This is a genomic window from Bifidobacterium pseudolongum subsp. pseudolongum DSM 20099, assembly GCF_000771225.1.
Lineage (GTDB): Bacteria > Actinomycetota > Actinomycetes > Actinomycetales > Bifidobacteriaceae > Bifidobacterium > Bifidobacterium pseudolongum.
Window position 1 is genome coordinate 432242 of record NZ_JDTZ01000003.1, and the last position, 19036, is coordinate 451277.

Consider the following 19036-nt stretch of genomic DNA (forward strand, 5'->3'; position numbering starts at 1 on the left):
GCCTGCGCGCCGCACCGTGCCGCGGTCGTGTAAGCTGGGGCGGTGGTGTGCCGCCGCGCGCCAGTCATCGCAGAACGGTAAGGAGTCAGCATGCGTCGAGGGCCGTTGCAGGCAGGGGAGAAGGTGCAGTTCACCGACCGCAAGTCGAACAAGATCACCGACCAGTTGGTGCCCGGGGGGTCGACGCAGACCTCGCATGGGCTGATCCTGCACGACGACGTGATCGGCTCTCTTGAGGGGAGCGTCGTCACAAGTGTGACCGCGAAACGTGAGGCGCAGATCAACACGGAGCACCCTGAACGCGATGCGGGCAAACCATGGAAGGGCACACGGGCGATCGGCGGATGGCAGTTCACGGTGATGCGCCCGCGGCTGGCGGACTATGTGCTGTCCATGCCGCGCGGCGCGCAGATCATGTACCCCAAGGACATTGCGCAGGTCATCCAGCTCGGTGACATCCGCACCGGCATGCGCGTGTTGGAGTCCGGCGCGGGGTCGGGTGCGATGAGCCTCAACCTGCTTGACGCGGTCGGCCCCGACGGGCAGGTGACGACGGTCGAACTGCGCCCCGAGTTCGCGCGCGTCGCCGAAGCGAACGCCACACTCTACTATGGCATGCGCCCCACATGGTGGACATTGCTCGTCGGTGATTTCGATTCGCGCGCCGCCGGGCTGCCGGAACACTGGTTCGACCGTGTGGTGCTCGACATGCTCGACCCGTGGAACCGGCTCGACGCCGCATGGCGCGTGCTTGCCCCCGGTGGCGTGCTGACCGCCTATGTGACGACGACGACGCAGATCTCCCGGCTCGCCGAGGCGTTGCGCGCCTCGAACCAGTGGACCGAACCGCAGATCATGGAGACGCTTGAACGCAACTGGAAGGCGCAAGGGCTCGCGATCCGCCCCGACCACCAGATGATCGGCCACACCGGGTTCCTTGTGGTGGCGCGGTCCATGGCGCCAGGCGTGGACGCGTTGCGCAAACAGGACCGTGCCACGAAAGACACGACGAGCGACATCGACGCCTTGAGCCCGCAGGAGCGCGAACGCATGTGGGAGGACCTCGAACTGCGCGACATCTCCGACCGCAAACTGCGCAAGGTGCTGCGTGACCTGGACAGGCAGGTGCACGCCGTGCAGGCGGACCATACCCCATCGCAACCGGACGATGCCACGGCACAGGCCACCGGTCCGGCGATGGGTGATTGACCCGGCACCCAGGAAGCCCATGATGCCGCGCGATGGGGTATAGTGGCGTACCAGTACGACCACCCAAGCGCAGCAAGGACGGCACCACCAATGGCTTCGAACCTCAAGAGCATCGCCAAGCAGGCGAAGGACTACAAGTACATCCTGTTGGTGATGCGGCACGCGAAGACCGAACCGTTCAACGCGCACGGCGATTTTGAACGCTGCCTGCTCGACAAAGGGCTCAAGCAAGCCAAACGCGTGGCCAAGGGGCTCAAGGGCATGGGGCTCGTGCCCGACGCGATCGACTGTTCGAGCGCAGTGCGCGCCCGTCAGACGTGCGAACGCATGCTCAAGGTATTCGGTGACGACCCCAAGGTGCATTATTCGAAGGCGTTGTACGCCGACGGCATGCAGGCGGTGTTCGACGCGCTCGCCAATACGAAGGACAAGCGGCATACCCTCATGGTGCTCGGCCATGAGCCCACCGTGTCGATGGCCTGCCAGTGGCTCGCCGGTAAACGCAGCGACCCGGGCATGCTCGACCTGTTGAACCTTGGCATGTCCACCGCGTGTGTGGCCGTGTTCGGCTCGGAGGCGCCGTTGCGCAAATGGGGTGTGCATGAGGCGGAGCTCATCGCGGTGCTCAGCCCCAAGGATTTCGACTGACCCGGTACGGGATATAGGTAGGGCGGTTGATTTCGACCGCCGGTATAAGCTCAGGTTATGACGATGTCTCAATAACCACTATGGCCTCCTGCAAGATTTCGCATGTCCGGTGCCGGTTTGTTTGGTAGCGTAAAGCACGTTGCAGTTGAAACCACCCCCTGTTGGAGGCATCATGAGCGTATTGACGTCGATTTCCGGGTTCCCGCGCGTGGGCAGGAACCGTGAACTCAAGAAGATCATCGAAGCGTATTGGAAGGGCAACGCGACCCTCGACGACGTGCGTGGCGTGGGCCGTGAACTGCGCGCCGAGCATTGGAAGCTCGAACAGGCGGCCGGCATCGACCTGCTGCCGAGCAACGATTTCAGCCTCTACGACCAGATGCTCGACACGGCGATCCTGCTCAACGTGATCCCCGCACGGTACCGCCGCCTGTCGTTCAAGGAGCCGGAGGAGACGCTGTTCGCGATGGCGCGCGGCTACCAGGGGGAGCGCGGCGACGTGACCGCCCTGCCGATGAAGAAGTGGTTCACCACGAACTACCATTACCTCGTGCCGGAGTTCGACGAGGCGACCGAAGTCAAGCTCAACGGCAGCAAGCCCTTCGACGAGTATGAGGAAGCGAAGGCGTTGGGCTATGAGACCAAGCCCGTGCTGATCGGCCCGTACACGTTCCTCAAGCTCGCCCGCAACAGCGAGGCGCAGGAACTGGACATCGACGAAGGCCTCATCGACGCGGTCGCCGGCGTCTACGCGCAGGTCGTGCGCCGGTTCGCCGATCTGGGCGCCCAGTGGCTGCAACTGGACGAACCGTATCTCGTCATGGACAAGAGCGACGCGGACGTGCGCCTGTTCAAGGCCCTGTACTCGCGCATCCTGCCGGCCCGCGAAGACCGTGTGAAGATCCTGCTCAACACATATTTCGGCAATATCGCCGACATCTACGAGACGGTGAAGCTGTTCGAATTCGACGGCGTGGGCCTCGACCTGGTGGAGGGACGCGACGAGAACCTCGCCGCGGTGCACCAGCATGGCGTCGCCGCACGCACCACGCTGTTCGCCGGCGTGGTCAACGGCCGCAACATCTGGCGCAACAACTACGCCACCAGCATCGGCCTGATCGACGCCCTGCGCCAAACGACCGACCGTGTGGCCGTGGCCTCCGCCTGTTCGCTGCTGCATGTGCCGTTCAGCACGCAGGGTGAAGAAGCGCTCGGCGAGGATGTGCTCAAGCATTTCGCGTTCGCCGTGGAGAAGCTCGACGAAGTGCGCCAGATCGCCGACCTGGTGGAGCTCGACGACGACGCCAAGCGCGCGTCCAGTGCGCTCGCAGCCAACCAGCTGCTGTTCGACGGCAGCCGTGTGGCGCGCGACGAGGCCGTGGCCGCCCGTCTGGCCGCGTTGAGCGACGCCGACTTCACGCGTCTGCCGGCGCGCGCCGAACGCCAGCGCGCCCAGAAGGAGGCGCTTGGCCTGCCGGCGCTGCCCACCACGACGATCGGTTCGTTCCCGCAGACCAAAGAGGTGCGTGCGGAGCGTGCGCGCCTGCGCAAGGGGGAGATCAGCCAGGACGAGTACGACGCGTTCATTCGTGGCCAGATCGATGAGGCGATCCGTCAGCAGGAGCGGATCGGTTTGGACGTGCTGGTGCACGGCGAGTTCGAACGCAACGACATGGTGGAGTATTTCGGGCAGAACCTCAATGGGTTCCTGTTCACCAAGAACGCGTGGGTGCAGTCCTACGGCACCCGTTGCGTCAAACCGCCGATCGTGTGGGGCGACGTGTCGCGCGCCAAGCCGATCACCGTGGCGTGGAGCACGTATGCGCAGTCGCGCACCAGCAAGCCGATGAAGGGCATGCTCACCGGCCCGGTGACGATCCTCAACTGGTCGTGGCCGCGTGAGGACATCTCCAACGAGGAGCAGACGCAGCAGCTCGCCTTGGCGATCCGTGACGAAGTGCTCGATCTGCAGAACGCGGGCATCACGATCATCCAGATCGATGAGGCCGCACTGCGTGAGAAACTGCCGTTGCGCCGCTCCGACTGGCATGCCAAGTACCTCGACTGGGCGGTGCCCGCGTTCCGCCTGGTGCATTCCGCAGTGGAGCCGACCACGCAGATCCACACGCACATGTGCTATTCGGAGTTCAACGACATCATCGAGGACATCGACGCGATGGACGCGGACGTGATCTCGTTCGAAGCCTCCCGCGGCGACCTCGTGGTGCTTGACGCGATCCATGACGCGCAGTTCGAAACCGAAGCGGGCCCGGGCGTCTACGACATCCACAGCCCGCGCATCCCCTCCACCGACGAGATCGAGGAACGCATCGGTGAGATCCTCGACAAGATGGACGTGGACAAGGTGTGGATCAACCCCGACTGCGGTCTCAAGACCCGCGGCAACGCGGAAACCTGGCCGAGCCTCGAACACATGGTCGAAGCCGCGCGCCGTGTGCGCGCACGCCTGTGACCGCACCAGACCACATGACCCCAACTCGGGCCGTGGACGGGCGCATCTGACACGCCCGTCCACGGCCCGAGCCGCAAGACCCCCAGACCGCATGCCATATCATTCGTAAGAAGCGAGAGACGACGATGACCATTTTCTCGTTGGAGGTGTTCCCTCCCAAACGCACCGCGCCGGTAGGCACGATCTACGACACGCTCGACGGATTGACCGGGTTGAGCCCGCACTTCATCTCCGTGACCTACGGCACAGGCAAAAGCGCCGACCGCACCGCCACCGCGCGCATCGCCCACACCGTGCGCGCCGAATACGGCATCCCCGCCGTGGCGCACCTGACCGCCCAGTATCTCACCGAAGACAGCGCTGAAGAGGCGCTCGCCATGTTCGACGAGGCGAAGGTGGCCGGCGTGCTCGCCCTGCGCGGCGACCGCAATCCGGACCGTGAACCGGCAGGCGTGTTCCACTACGCGAACGAACTGACCGCGTTCATCCGCGAACGCCGTCCCGACATGAAGATCTACGGCGCCTGTTACCCCGAAAAACACCCGCAGGCCGACACATTGGACCACGACATCGACAACCTCAAACGCAAGGTCGACGCCGGTGTGACCCACCTCATCTCGCAACTGTTCTACGACAACAGCGACTTCCTGCGCTTTCTCGACAAAGCACGCGCCGCAGGCATCACCGTGCCGATCGAAGCGGGCATCATGCCCCCGGTCAACGCGCGCTCCGTACACCACATGGCCGGCATGTGCTCCTCGAAGATCCCCGAACGGCTCGCCACGATGCTCGACCGCTGGCAGGACGACCCGAACACGTTGAAAACCGCCGGCATCCTCTACGCCTCCGAACAGATCAACGACCTACTGGCCCGAGGCGTGGACGGCATCCACCTGTACACGATGAACCATCCATGCGTCACCCGGCGCATCTGGGCGAACGTGCAGGACCTGTTCGCCTGAACCCGTAACCCGCCGCGTCACCAAACCCCTGTACATTGGAACGGTATGGAAGCCAACAGCACGCACACCGTGAGCACCCGAGACATCATCCATGCGGGATTCCAGGAGATCGGGCGCGCCAAAGAACGCCTGAACGCCCTGGGCGAGCAGACGGGCGGCCGTGTGGACCCGCCGGCGTTGCTGGCACGCCTCGCGCACAGCATCGACCCCGACACCGCGCTCGCCAACCTCGCCGACATCATCCAGGTGATGCCCGGCGAACCGCTCACGTCGATCCTGGACGACGGGCCCGCACTGCAACGGCTCATCGACGTGCTTGGCGCCTCCAATGCGCTCGGCGTGCTCATGCGCACCCGCCCGGACCTCGTCGCGGCGGCCACCGCCGACCCGGCCCGCACCGTGATGGTCACCGCCGCCGAACGCCGCACGCAACTACTCGACGCGGTCGGAGCGGACAGTACAGGCACTGCGGGCAGTGACGGGCCAGCGCAGGAATCCTCTCTGCCCCTCGCGCAGGCGGCGAGCGTCCTGCGCCGCGCATACCGTGAACAACTCGCCGCGATCATGGCGCAGGACGTGGTGGCCGATGACCCCATCGACATCCAACCCACGGTCAGCCGTGAACTGTCCGCCCTGACCGACGCCACCTTGGAGGCGGCGCTCGCGATCGCGCGCCATGAGGTGCAGGGCAGTAGCATGGTGCGCTTCGCGATCATCGGCATGGGCAAGCTTGGCGCGGGCGAACTCAACTATGTGTCGGACGTGGACCTGATCTACGTGGTGGAACCGGCGCAAGATGATGTGGACAACACGGTGCTCACGCGCGTGGGCACCAAGATGGCCACCATGATGCAACGCGTCTGCCAGTCGGTGATCGCCGGTGTGGCCGAACCCGCCCTGTGGCAGATCGACGGCGCGTTGCGCCCCGAAGGCAAGGATGGCCCGCTCGTGCGCCGCTTGGAGTCGCATCGCGCCTATTATGAGCAGTGGGCGCAGAACTGGGAGTTCCAGGCGTTGCTCAAAGCGCGCGCCGTGGCCGGCGACGCCGCATTGGGCCAGGAGTACATGGATATGGCATCGTCGTTCGTGTGGACGGCGGCGAGCCGGGAGAATTTCGTGAACGACTGCCAGCGCATGCGTGAACGTGTGGAGAACCTCATCCCCGCCAATCTCAAGGACCGCGAGATCAAACTCGGCCGCGGTGGCTTGCGCGACGTGGAGTTCACCGTGCAGATGCTGCAGCTCGTGCACGGGCGCACCGATCCCGCATTGCGCACCCGCTCAACCCTGAACGCGTTGCAGGCATTGTCCGAAGGCGGGTATGTGTCACGCGTGCAGGCACGGCAGTTGAGTTGGGACTACCGGTTCGAACGCGTGCTCGAACACCGCCAGCAGATGTGGCAGCTCAAACGCACCCACCTGTTCCCCGACCTGGGCGCCGGCAACGACGGGGGACTCGAGAAGAAACGCACCCTCAACACCGACGAACTCAACCAGAACCCCGAACTGCACCGGCTGGCGCGCGCCGTGCACATGCACCCCGAGGAGCTCGTCGAACACTACGATGAGACACGCCAACAAGTACGCCACCTGCACAACGACATCTATTACCGGCCCATGCTGCCGATCAGCGCGACCTCACCAGACGAATCGGTGGCGTTGAGCGAAGAGGCCACGCTTGAACGCTACGAGGCGATTGGATTCGCCGACCCGCAGGCCGCGTTGCGCCATGTGCGCGCCCTGACCGACGGCGTCACACGCGCCGCGAAGATCAACCGCATCCTTCTGCCGGCGGTCCTGCGCTGGCTCGGGGAAGGGCAGAACCCGGACATGGGCCTGCTGTACTGGCGCACCCTTGAGGAACACTTCGGCGGCGAACACGAATACCTCGGCTTCCTGCGTGACTCACCGTCCGCCGCGCAACGCCTGTGCCACGTACTGTCCAATTCACGCTACTTGGGAGACGCGCTCAACAAATCATTGGAATCCATCACATGGCTCGGCGACGACGCCCAACTGCACGCCCGCTCGCGCGCCAGCCTCGACACCCAATGCACGGCGATCATCGACCGCCACTCCCACGCCGCCAAAGAAGCGGCCACCGCCTTGCGCGCCCTGCGCCGCCATGAGATCGAACGCATCGGACTGGGCTGGATGAGCGGCGTCGTATGGGGCCCCGAAATGCTCAACGGCATGACCGACGTATATGACGCGATCCTCGACGCTGCGCTGCGCTGGTCCATCGCCGCCCAAATGCGTGAAGACAACGTGCCGGAGGCGCCCGCGGCCATCGCCATCATCGCGATGGGCCGCTACGGCGGGCGCGAAGTCAACTTCAGCTCCGACGCGGACGTCATCATCATCTACCGCCCCTCCGGCGGCGCCGACGACCAGAGTGCGAACCGGTTCGCCCGCAAAGTCCAGGAACAACTGCGCATGCTCGTGCAAGGCCCCATCAGCCTCGAACCGAAGATCGAACTCGACATGGATCTGCGCCCCGAAGGCAAGAACGGCCCACTTGTGCGCTCCTACGCGTCATGCGAGGAATACTACCGCTCATGGTCCAGCACATGGGAACGACAGGCCCTGCTGCGCGCACGCGCCGCAGCCGGTGACATGGCGCTCGCCAACGACTTCCTCACGCACATCGCCGACCCGCTGCGCTACCCGGACCGGGCCCTGACCGACGAGGAGATCGGGCAGATCCGCAAGCTCAAGGCGCGCATGGAAGCCGAACGCCTGCCGCGGGGCGTGCGCCGCGAACGGCACCTCAAACTCGGCAAAGGCGGGTTGAGCGACGTCGAATGGACCATCCAACTGCTGCAACTGCAACACGCGCACAACGACCCGGACCTGCGCGTCAACTCCACCACGGCGGCATTGGGCGAGCTCGTGGCCGATGGCGTGATCTGCGAAGAAGACGCAGATACACTCGGCGAAGCATGGCAGATGTGCACCGACGCGCGCAACGGCAACTACCTGTGGAGCGGGCGCGCCAACCAGGCGGACATCCTGCCCACCGACGTGTATTCGCTCGGCGGCATCGCCGTCTATCTCGGCTATGACGCGAACCACGGCCAACGATTCGAAAACGACATCCTCGCCGTGATGCGCCGCGCCCGAGAAGTCACTGACCGCCTCTTCTATGGCATCGAACCATGAGCCGTTGGCCCCAGCATTCGGGCACCGATTCGCCACAGGGGTGGCATGCGGTTATAGTTGGTGAGGTCAAACATGGCCACCTTGCCACACGAGCGAAAGGTGAACCGTTGGATATGCATTCGCACACGCCGGCTGAACAATCAATGGTGGGCATGAGCGTCATCACATTGGACGATCTGTCCGTAGCGAACATCACAACCCTGCTCAACAAAGCCAGATACATCGACACCCACAGGCGCGAAGTCGCCCACACATGCGACGGCCGGGTGCTCGCCACCCTCTTCTACGAACCCAGCACCCGCACCCGCCTGAGCTTCGAAACGGCGATGCTCAGACTCGGCGGCCAGGTCATCGGCTTCGCCGGCGCGCAACTCGCCTCCGTCACCAAAGGCGAATCCATCAGCGACACCCTCAAAACCGTCTCCAACTATGTGGACGTCGTCGCCATCCGCCACCCCAAGGAAGGCGCCGCCCTCGTCGCCGCCGAAGCCGCCAGCGTACCCGTGATCAACGCCGGCGACGGCGGCCACATGCACCCCACGCAGACCCTCGCCGACCTCGCCACCCTCCAATCACGCTTCGGCCGCGTCAACGACCTGACGATCGGCCTGTGCGGCGACCTCACCTTCGGACGCACCGTCCACTCCCTGATCGAAACCCTGTGCCGCTTCGGCAACGTGCGCTTCATCCTCATCTCACCCAAGGAACTGCGCACACCCCAATACGTGCTCAACCGCATCAACGCCACCCCCAGCTGCTCCTACGAGGAAGTCAGCGACCTGACCTCCGTCATCGGCGACCTTGACGCCCTGTACATGACCCGCGTGCAGAAGGAACGCTTCTTCAACGAAGACGACTACCTGCGCCTGCGCGACACGTACATCCTCGACGAAGCGAAACTCGCGCTCGCCAAACCCGATATGGCGGTGCTGCATCCGTTGCCGCGCGTCAACGAGATCGCCAAGGACGTCGACAACGATCCGCGCGCCGCGTATTTCGAGCAGGTCAAGAACGGCATGCTCATGCGCATGGCGTTGGAAAGCTCCGTGCTGGGAGACACCCTGCCCGGTTTTGACGCGTTCGAGAACAAGGAGGTCGCGGCCTGATGGAAGTCACCAGCATTCAGGACGGCATCATCATCGACCATGTGCCGGCGGGCACGGCGCTCAAGGTACTCGAGTATCTGAGCATCAATCCGGCATCCACGAAGCTCGCGCTCATCATGAACACCGATTCGCACCGGTACGGCACGAAAGACATCATCAAGATCGAGGACCCGGACACGGCGATCGACCTTGATGTGCTGGGGCTGGTGGCGCGCTCGGCCACGGTGGATGTGATCCATGGCGGCCGGATCGTCGACAAGATGACCCCCACGCTGCCCGAACGCGTCGTCAACGTGATCACCTGCGTCAACCCGCGCTGTGTCACGACCACGGAGCCCGGCATCGATCAGGTATTCTACCTCGACCGCACGGATGGCGAGGCGTACCGTTGCCGTTACTGCGATGAGGAGGCCGAGTTCTGATGGCAGTCACCTTCACCAACATCCGTGTATGGGACACAGGCGAGCGCATCGACCTGATCGTGCCCGACGAGACCCGTGACGTGGCCCTGGACGCGTCCGCGCTCACCGTGGCGCCGGGTCTTGAGGACCCGCATGTGCACTTCCGCGACCCGGGCCAGACGTACAAGGAGTCGATGGTCTCCGGGTGTGCGGCCGCGGCGTCCGGCGGCTACACGAACGTGCTCATCATGCCGAACACCGTGCCGGCGATGGACGGACAGCGCGTGCATGAGGGTGAGCCGGGCGCCCAGGAGATCCTCGACGCAGGCTGCAGCAATGTCATCGACTATCTGCAGCACTATGAGCAGATCCACAATGTGACGCTGCCGGTGCGCTATGAGCTGTGTGTATGCGCCACGAAGGATCGTGCGGGCAAGGTGCCGAGCGATCCGGCGGACTGGGCGTGGTATATGCCCGGCCATGACGGTGAGAAGGACGCCGCGCAGATCGCCCACCCGGTCACCGCGATGAGCGACGACGGGGCCGCCGTTCCTGCGCCGGTGTTGCGCGCCGTGTTCCAGAACGTCAAAGACACCGGCCTGTATCTGATCGAACACTGCGAACACCATGACACCGGCGCCGTCAACGAGGGGCCGGTGTCGCGCGCACTCGGTGTGCCCGGCATTCCGGAGGACACCGAACTGGCGATTGTGCAACGCGACATCGACCTGGTGCGCGAAACCGGCGTGCACGTGCACTTCCAGCATGTGAGCACGGCGATCAGCTTCGACGCGATCCGCCGCGCGAAGGCGGAAGGCCTGCCGATCACCTGCGAGACCGCCCCGCATTATCTCGCGCTCAACGACGAGGCGCTCCTGAAATATGGCACGCTCGCGAAGATGAACCCGCCGTTGAGGAGCGAGAAGGACCGGCAGGCCACAATCGCGGCGATCGCCGACGGCACGGTGGACATGATCGCGACCGACCATGCGCCCCACACGCTCGACGAGAAACGCCTTGGGTTCCTTGAGGCGCCCAACGGCATCATCGGCCTCGAATGTGCATTCGGCGTATGCCACAAGATCCTCGTGGACGGCGGCTATATCAGCGACGAACGGCTCATCGAACTCATGGCGCTCAACCCGGCGTCCCTCATGGGCCGGCATTCCACCGACATCGCCGGCCTGCTCAACACGAGCGCACGATGCGCCACCACACGCACACTCGACCTCGCCGCGACCGAACACCCCGAATCCAACGACCTCGTCATCCTCGGACTGGACGACGAGTGGACCGTCGCCGCGGACGAATTCAAATCCAACGCGCGCAACACGCCATTCGACGGCTGGCAGGTCACCGGCCGGCCCTATGCGACGATCATCGGGTCACGGCTCGTGTTCACCCGCCTGGACGCGCTGGACTGACCCAAGCATACAGCCGGCGCATAAGGCCGGCGATACGCACGAAGGAGCAGTATGGACCATCTCATTGAAGCCATCGAATCCAAACAGAACCCCAGCGTTGTGGGCCTCGACCCAACACCGGCGCTCGTGCCGGCGCAGGTCATGGGCGCCTACGCCGTCGAAGCCGGGGAATACGTCGAAGACGATGACGACAACCTCGCCGCGACCGGTGCGGCCGCCGCCTACTTCGAATTCAACCGCGCCATCATCGACGCCGTCGCCGACATCGTCCCCGCCGTCAAACCACAGATTGCGATGTATGAGGCGCTCGGGCCTGCGGGCATCGACTGCTATACGATGACCTGCCAGTATGCGCGTGAAAACGGCCTCTACGTGATCGGCGACATCAAACGCGGCGACATCGGGTCGACCGCCGCCGCCTACGCGAAGCACCTCACCGGTTTCGACGGGGCTGACGTGTGGCATGAGGACGCCGTGACCGTCAACCCATACCTCGGCTCAGACGGCATTGAACCCTTCACCGCCGCCGCGCAGGAAGCGGACCGCGACCTGTTCATCCTCGTACGCACGTCCAACCCATCCAGCGCACAGATCCAGGAGCTCGAACTCAACGGCGGCACGCGTGTCTATGAGCATGTGGCCGACCTCGTCGAGCAGTGGGGCGCGGACACGATCGGGCGTTTCGGTTACTCACGCACCGGCGCGGTCGTCGGCGCCACCCACCCCGAGGAAGGCGCGGCGCTGCGCGCGCGCATGCCCCACACGTTCTTCCTTGTGCCCGGCTACGGCGCACAAGGAGGCACCGCGCAATCCGTGGCCGGCATGTTCGACCACAACGGTTCCGGCGCGATCGTCAACTCGTCACGCGGCATCATCGGCGCATGGCGCAACGACCCGCGGTACAGTGAGACGCTCGAACCGGAGACGGCGCTCGAGATCGTCGCGGACAACGCGCGTGAAGCGGCGAAGGACATGCGCGACCAGCTGCGCGTCGCACTGGCCTGACGTGCACGGCAGATTTTGGAATCACCGACCACCAGCAGAGCAGAAGAAAGAACAAGGAGACCCATGCCAACCACAGCGTTTTCCCATACCGTGGCGCAGGCCGAACAGGCCGGCCGCACGCCCACGCGGCGCACCGTGGACGTCACCGACGTGCGCAAGCTCACGCCGGGCGTCGTGCGGTTCACGTTCCGTGACGAGTTCATTGCCGCGAACACCGAACCCGGACAGTTCGTCAACCTGTATTCGCACAACCCGCAGCATCTCATGCCGCGCCCGTTCGGCGTGAGCGAGGTGGACGGCGACAAAGTGAGCCTCATCTTCGCCGTCGTCGGCTATGGCACCGAGGAATTCGCCGCGCTCACGGTCGGCGACCATGTGGATGTGCTCGGTCCCTTGGGCAAACCATTCAACATCCGTACGGACGCCGACTACCTGCTCGTCGGCGGGGGATTGGGCATTCCGCCGCTGCTCGAAGCCGCACAGGCGCTCAGCGAACGCGCCGACTGCCACACGACTGCCGTGCTCGGCTACCGCGCCGAGCATTTCGCCGACGTGTATGCGGCGAAGTATGCGGACGAGGTGCATAGCATCGACGAGTCGGAAGGCAATGTGCTCACCCTGCTCGAACGCCTGTGGCCCGGCCTGCAGGAGCGCGGCCGTGAGCTCATCATCCTGTCGTGCGGCCCGACACCGATGATGAAGGCGGTCGCCGAATGGGCGGCGAAACGTGGTGTGGACGCGCAACTGTGCATGGAACAGCGCATGGGCTGCGGCTACGGCACATGCGTCGCGTGCACGGTCGACACGCGCGACGGACGCGAGAAGGTGTGCGAGGCCGGTCCGGTCTTCACCGCGCACCAGCTGGGATGGGACAACAAGTGAGGGAAGACACCGTGAACATCGAACAGGAACTCAACGAAACCCCGACGAATCTGTACGCCCCGCACGAATGGCGCCATGGCACCGTCGTTGCCGGCATACCGTGGAAGAACCCGGTCGGCACCGCCTCGGGCACCTTCAATGTGGACGCGTGCGGCCAATTCTATGACGTCGCCCAGCTGGGTTCGGTCACCACCAAGGGTGTCTCCCCGGTCGAATGGCTCGGCAATCCGGGTGTGCGCACGGCGGAAAGCCCTGCAGGCACCGTCAACGCCGTCGGCCTGCAGAACCCGGGCGTCGACCATTACCTCGAATACGACCTGCCGAAACTCAAGGGGCTCGGCGCGACCGTCATCGCGAACGTCGCCGGCCATTGCGACGACGACTACGCGCAGGTCGTGGAAAAGCTCGCTGTTTCCGACGCCGACATGCTCGAGATCAACGTGAGCTGCCCGAACGTGACGCACGGCGGCATGTCCGTGGGCACCGACCCGGTCGCATTGGGCCGACTCATGGACCGGCTGCGCCCGATGACGGACAAGCCGATGATCGTCAAGCTCACCCCGAACGTGACCGACATCGCGGCGATCGCACGCGCGGCAGCCGAGGGTGGCGCGGATTGCCTGTCGATGATCAACACATTGGTCGGCATGCGCATCGACATCCGCACCGGTGAGCCGATCATCGCGAACCGCACCGGCGGCGTGTCCGGACCGTGCGTGTTCCCCGTCGGGCTCGCATGCGTGTGGCGTGTGCGCGCGGCGTTGCCGGATATTCCGATCATCGGCATCGGCGGCATCGACTCGGGCGAGAAGGCGCTCGAATACCTGTATGCGGGCGCGAACGCCGTCGAAGTCGGGGGAGCGGCGCTCTACGACCCGACCGCACCGATCCGCGTGGCACGCGAACTCGAGGAACTGCTCGACTCGCGCCCCGAACTGACCGAAAAACTCGCGAAGGGCGACACGTGGCGCTGAGTCGCGCGCCCGGCACACCCATGATTGTTAGGAGACAGGATGTTTGATTCACTCGACCATCGATTCACCAAGTTCCTGCTCGAATCGAACGCGCTCAAATTCGGCGACTTCACGTTGAAGTCGGGCCGCCAATCCCCGTATTTCATCAATGCGGGCGCGTTCGACGACGGCAAGAAGATCGCCACGCTCGGCGGCTTCTATGCGGAGAAGATCCAGACCGAGATCGACAACGAACAGCTGCCGATCCGCATCGACACGATCTTCGGGCCGGCGTACAAGGGCATTCCGCTCGCCGTGGCCACGTCGATCGCGCTCGAACTCAATTATGGCGTGACCGTCGGCTACACCTTCGACCGCAAGGAGAAGAAGGACCACGGTGATGGCGGCATGATGGTCGGCAAGCCGCTCGAAGACGGCATGAACGTGCTGCTCGTGGACGACGTGATGACCGCGGGCACCGCCGTGCGCGAGGTCGTGCCGAAGCTCAAGGCGCAGGCCGACGTCAACATCGTCGGCCTCGTGTTGTCCGTGGACCGTATGGAGAAGACGAAGGACTCCGACCTGTCCGCCGTGCAGGACGTGCAGCGTGAATTCGGCTTCCCCGTGCTCGCGATCGCGAACGTCAAGGAGATCTTCGCAGCAGGCCGCCAGCTCGCCACCGCCGAAGGCACCCCGTATGTGACCGACGAGATCGCCGGCGCCGCGGAGGAGTACCTGACGCAGTACGGGGCGTGAGCAGACAACCCGCAATACTGATACGTACTCAGCATTATGGCCCGCACGGCTCATCGCACCACTGGGAGTGAGCCGTGCGGGCTTTTGCCATCACTAAACCATGGGGGGGGGGAGAGAACAGGGGGCAGAACAATGGAAGCCGATATCGCACTCTTCGACGTACTCACGGACTTGACGGCGAAACAAGCGAATGCACCGGTTTCATCTATATTGTTGTCCATCATCAGCACCGTATTCGCAGACAGCCGCTGGAAACCCCATTTGAACTCAACGACACCGAGCCTGCAGTATTCCATGGAGACCGGGGAGACGCAACGGTGCCATTCATGCGCCAACGGTGTGAGGACGTCTCCTATCTATGTGATGAGACCTTCGGATGGGAACGCGTGGATATCCCATTCGACGATGACAGCGAGCTGCGCATAGTCCTGCCCGACCCAGAGACCCTCGAGATACTGGTGCACGATCCCACAGCACTGTGCCGAGCGTTCAGCACAGAACTGACGGAGACCCTCCCGCAGGAAGACAAGCAGGAACTCACCGGCATGGACAGGCTCGAAGCCAAACTCGCCGCACGCAAGAACCCCACAAGCATGCCCATCTATGCCAACACGGTCACCGCTACAGTGGCATTGCCCCGGTTCGAAATCGACAGCGCCATCAACGCAAGAACACTGGTCGGCATCCTGCGTTCATTGGGCATCACCGATGCATTCGATCCCACACATGCGGATTTCTCTGGTATATGCGAAGGGGCGCTCGCCATCAGCGGCATCATGCAGGGCACGTACATCGAAGTCAACGAGCATAGGGCGCGAGCCGCCGTGTACACAGGCATCGCCGTGGCAGGCGCAGCACCACAATGGGGCCCTGAAATCACCTTCACCGTGGACCGCCCATTCATGTATGCACTCATGACACGAGACCGACTGCCATTGTTTGTCGGAGCCGTATGCAATCTGTGATGGCCAACGAGATATTGCCGATTACTAGAGCATGGTCGCTGTCATACTGTCAATGCTACATTCCATACCTGTGGGTTTCGTTTTCCCCTCTCCTATACGATAGCAACCGCTGATGCATATCCATACACCTGAGAAGGACCCACATGATTCGCATCATGACCCCCGACGACTACGACGCCGTACACGCATGCTGGATGGCATGCACCTGCATGGGACTCAACACCATCGACGACTCACGCGAAGGCATCATCAGATACCTCGAACGCAACCCCAACACCTGCTTCGTCGATGAGCAAGAGGGAACAATCACCGGCGCCATCCTCGCAGGACATGATGGACGACGTGGCTATATCTACCACACCGCCGTCAACCCCGCATACCGGCACCAAGGTATCGGCACCGCACTCGTCAACGCCGCACTGCATGCGCTCGCGAACGAAGGCATCATCAAAGTCGCCCTCGTCGTCTTCTCACGCAACGATGCAGGCAACGCCTTCTGGGAACGCCTCGGTTTCACTGCGCGCGGCGATCTAACCTACCGCAACAAAGCCCTGTGCGCCATCACCCGCATCGACACGTGAAGTCAGATCAGGATTGCCTACACGGGCTTAACGGCCAATCAAATCATTGGTCAAGTGCTGCGAGCAAGAGGGATGCGGCATCATGAAAGCACCTGGGTCTCCGCGGCTGAGAAGCACATCACCTTCTTGAATAGCCTCGTAACTTTCAGCATTGGGTTCTTCCGACATATTTGAAAGCATAGCTCTTTCTATACCAGACCAGACGGTGCTCAGGAAAGCCTTATTACGCACTCAGTCGCGCTCGTACACCATCACGTCCGCGTTCGTGTTGACCAGCGTCACGAGCTGCTGGAGCGGTTTGACGAACTGCCTGCCCAACGGCGTCAGGGCGTATTCTACTTGAGGGGGAGTGGCGTGCTGTACGACGTGCCTGCGCACCACGCCATAGTGTTCCAGATACTTGAGCGTCTGTGACGCCATGCGCTCACTGATGCCACCAATATGCCGTACAAGCTCGCTGAATCGCAGGGGATGGTTGGCCAACGAGAGGATGATGAGCAACCCCCATTTTCCGCTGATTGTTGAAAGGGCGAACCGCGTAGGGCAGGTTTTGCTGAAAATGTCGATCTCTTGCATGGAACGAGTGTAGCATGCGCACTATCAAGAAGTATGGTACTTACGAAAAGTAAGCATTAAACCACAACCCACTACCACAACACCACAAGCGCACAAAGCAAACAGCATAGAGAGTAGGTTCGTTTTATTCTCTTCTTATATTATGATTAATAATCTGTTTATTCATCACTCGGACAGGATCGTATACCCATGTTCGGCGATGACTTCCTTGAGCTTGTCCAAGTAGATCTGGGCGGGGTGGGAGAGCTTGGCGCGCTCGTTGGTGATCCAGCCGAGCAGCATCGTCTCGTCGGACTCCAGCGGCACGGTGACGATGCGCTCGTTGTTGAGGTCGCCATTGTCGATGCCGGTGCAGACCGTGTACCCGTTGAGCCCGATGATGAAGTTGAGGATCGTCGCACGGTCGGTCACGTTGATCTGCTTGGGCGCATAGTCGGGCCACACCGCCTCTTCGGCGAAGTAGAAACTGCCTTCGTTGCCCTGCTCGTACTGGATGAACGGGTAGGGCTTCAGGTCCTCCATCGTCAGTTTCTTCTTCATCGCGAGCGGGTTGTCACGTGAGATGAACACGTGCAGGGGAGCACGGAAGAGCGGATGGAACTCCAGGTGCTTTTCGCGCAGCAGTTTGCCGATCACCTGCTTGTTGAACTCGGACAGGTACAGGATGCCGATGTCCGAGCGCATGTTCGCCACTTGGTTGATGATGTCGCGCGTCTGCGTCTCGCGGATCGTGAACTCGTATTCGTCGGAGCGGAACGAGTTGATCATCTTCACGAACGCCTCCACCGCGAACATGTAGTGCTGTGTGGAGACCGAGCACAGTTGTTTGCGCGGTTTGGCATTCTTGTAGCGTTCCTCGAGCAGTGACGCCTGGTCGAGCACCTGGCGCGCGTAGGTGAGGAACTCCGCGCCGTCCACCGTCAGCGCGATACCCTGCGAGGATCGCGTGAAAATCTCGATGCCCAGCTCGTTCTCCAGTTCCTTGACCGACGAGCTCAGCGCGGGCTGCGAGATGTACAGTGCACGAGAGGCTTCGTTCATCGACCCGCATTCCACGATTTTCACGATGTATTTGAGCTGCAGTAGTGTCGCCATGGTGTTTTCCCCTGTTCTGCGGTCAACTGTCGGTCAGTGTTCGCCCAACTGCACGCCGAGCGCGGCGAGGTCGCGGCGCGCCTGTTGTGCGTCGGCGAAGCGGCGCGCATGCCAGCCCGCGTCTGCGGCTCCTTCGACGTTCTTCTGGGTGTCGTCGAAGAACACCGTGCGCGCGGGGTCGAGCCCGAAACGGACCTGTGCGAGCTCGTAGATGTCGCGGTTCGGCTTGCGCAGTTTCTCAATGCCCGAGACGACCGTGCCGCCGAGCAGTGCGTCGAGCTGCGGGAAGCGCTCGAACGCGTAATGGAACGTCTCGCCTGACCAGTTCGTCAATCCCCAGACGCGCACGCCGGCCTGCGTCAGGTCTCGCAGCAAATCTTCCGCGCCCGGAATCAGGCGGGGGAGCGCATCGCCGTAATGCGCGATGTAATACTCGAAGATGCGCGCGATCTCCTGCCCCTGTTCCGCGACGACGCGCGGATAGACATCGGCGAAGTCCATGCCCGAGTCCATGTCGTCTTCATACCGGAAGAACCCGTACGGGTCGTCGTCCGCGGCGATGCGGTCCACCAGTTCGGCTGGGTAGTGGCCGTCGAGCGCCGCGCGGCACTGCCAGTCGATGAGCACACCGCAGAAATCGAACACGACGTCGGTGATGGGCTGGGGTGAGGTCATGGGCCGGCTCCTTGTGTTGTTGGTTGGGGCGGGAATGCACGCCGATCACCGGCGCGCCCATCACACAGTGTAGCGTCTTGCGCCCCGCTCGCTCAACGCCCGGACCGTGATATGGCAATGGCTGGGTATAGCAAAAAGAGGTAGCCGGATGATGGTTGTTCCT

At 63.1% G+C, this 19036-nt stretch carries 18 protein-coding genes; 14 read left to right on the top strand and 4 right to left on the bottom strand.

All coding sequences use genetic code 11. The features are described from left to right. The first annotated feature begins 90 nt into the window (after positions 1-90). The 14 genes from OU02_RS04025 (at position 91) to OU02_RS04090 (ending at position 16527) form a co-directional block, all read left to right on the top strand. Positions 91-1209: a tRNA (adenine-N1)-methyltransferase gene (locus tag OU02_RS04025; protein WP_080720469.1), complete on the top strand. Its 1119-nt coding sequence runs from the start codon at positions 91-93 to the stop codon at positions 1207-1209. Positions 1210-1299: 90 nt separating this feature from the next. Next, on the top strand, positions 1300-1857 hold the full coding sequence (locus OU02_RS04030; RefSeq protein WP_026643112.1) for a SixA phosphatase family protein: 558 nt from the start codon (positions 1300-1302) through the stop codon (positions 1855-1857). Positions 1858-2029: 172 nt separating this feature from the next. After that, positions 2030-4330 (top strand): 5-methyltetrahydropteroyltriglutamate--homocysteine S-methyltransferase, encoded by a 2301-nt coding sequence (metE, locus tag OU02_RS04035; RefSeq protein ID WP_033488841.1) that lies wholly within the window; start codon positions 2030-2032, stop codon positions 4328-4330. 101 nt (positions 4331-4431) lie between these two features. Continuing rightward, positions 4432-5292, top strand: coding sequence for a methylenetetrahydrofolate reductase [NAD(P)H] (gene metF / locus OU02_RS04040; RefSeq protein ID WP_274518166.1), 861 nt, complete (start codon positions 4432-4434; stop codon positions 5290-5292). Positions 5293-5337: 45 nt separating this feature from the next. After that, positions 5338-8454 (top strand): bifunctional [glutamine synthetase] adenylyltransferase/[glutamine synthetase]-adenylyl-L-tyrosine phosphorylase, encoded by a 3117-nt coding sequence (locus tag OU02_RS04045; protein WP_033488843.1) that lies wholly within the window; start codon positions 5338-5340, stop codon positions 8452-8454. Between the two features lie 143 nt (positions 8455-8597). Further along, positions 8598-9560, top strand: coding sequence for an aspartate carbamoyltransferase (gene pyrB / locus OU02_RS04050; protein ID WP_026643108.1), 963 nt, complete (start codon positions 8598-8600; stop codon positions 9558-9560). Then, entirely contained in the window at positions 9560-9982 is a 423-nt protein-coding gene (locus tag OU02_RS04055; RefSeq protein WP_022857569.1) for an aspartate carbamoyltransferase regulatory subunit, read from the top strand. Before pyrB ends, OU02_RS04055 begins: the two co-directional genes overlap by 1 nt. Then, the gene (locus OU02_RS04060) at positions 9982-11385 is read left to right on the top strand and encodes a dihydroorotase (RefSeq protein WP_033488844.1); all 1404 of its coding nucleotides are present in this window, start codon (positions 9982-9984) and stop codon (positions 11383-11385) included. Before OU02_RS04055 ends, OU02_RS04060 begins: the two co-directional genes overlap by 1 nt. A 51-nt stretch (positions 11386-11436) precedes the next feature. Then, the gene (gene pyrF / locus OU02_RS04065; RefSeq protein WP_033488845.1) at positions 11437-12390 is read left to right on the top strand and encodes an orotidine-5'-phosphate decarboxylase; all 954 of its coding nucleotides are present in this window, start codon (positions 11437-11439) and stop codon (positions 12388-12390) included. Between the two features lie 63 nt (positions 12391-12453). After that, positions 12454-13272 carry a dihydroorotate dehydrogenase electron transfer subunit gene (locus OU02_RS04070; protein ID WP_033488846.1) on the top strand — a complete coding sequence of 273 codons (819 nt, stop codon included), beginning with the start codon at positions 12454-12456 and terminating at the stop codon, positions 13270-13272. 11 nt (positions 13273-13283) lie between these two features. After that, positions 13284-14246 (top strand): dihydroorotate dehydrogenase, encoded by a 963-nt coding sequence (locus OU02_RS04075; RefSeq protein WP_371836468.1) that lies wholly within the window; start codon positions 13284-13286, stop codon positions 14244-14246. A gap of 39 nt (positions 14247-14285) precedes the next feature. Beyond that, entirely contained in the window at positions 14286-14981 is a 696-nt protein-coding gene (gene pyrE / locus OU02_RS04080; RefSeq protein WP_033488847.1) for an orotate phosphoribosyltransferase, read from the top strand. Between the two features lie 326 nt (positions 14982-15307). Next, complete coding sequence (locus tag OU02_RS08075; RefSeq protein ID WP_051918215.1) at positions 15308-15946, top strand: serpin family protein; 639 nt, start codon at positions 15308-15310, stop codon at positions 15944-15946. A gap of 155 nt (positions 15947-16101) precedes the next feature. After that, positions 16102-16527 (top strand): GNAT family N-acetyltransferase, encoded by a 426-nt coding sequence (locus OU02_RS04090; protein ID WP_080720513.1) that lies wholly within the window; start codon positions 16102-16104, stop codon positions 16525-16527. Positions 16528-16554: 27 nt separating this feature from the next. Here the strand turns inward: OU02_RS04090 and OU02_RS08845 are convergent, their stop codons facing one another. From OU02_RS08845 to OU02_RS04105, 4 genes are all read right to left on the bottom strand, one after another. Continuing rightward, positions 16555-16695: a rhodanese-like domain-containing protein gene (locus OU02_RS08845; RefSeq protein WP_162175183.1), complete on the bottom strand. Its 141-nt coding sequence runs from the start codon at positions 16693-16695 to the stop codon at positions 16555-16557. 63 nt (positions 16696-16758) lie between these two features. Further along, entirely contained in the window at positions 16759-17103 is a 345-nt protein-coding gene (locus OU02_RS04095) for a winged helix-turn-helix transcriptional regulator (protein WP_033488849.1), read from the bottom strand. Positions 17104-17268: 165 nt separating this feature from the next. Next, complete coding sequence (locus OU02_RS04100) at positions 17269-18198, bottom strand: LysR family transcriptional regulator (protein ID WP_033488850.1); 930 nt, start codon at positions 18196-18198, stop codon at positions 17269-17271. Between the two features lie 33 nt (positions 18199-18231). After that, positions 18232-18873, bottom strand: a complete 642-nt coding sequence (locus OU02_RS04105) for an HAD family hydrolase (RefSeq protein ID WP_033488851.1) — start codon at positions 18871-18873, stop codon at positions 18232-18234. Positions 18874-19036: the final 163 nt, after the last annotated feature.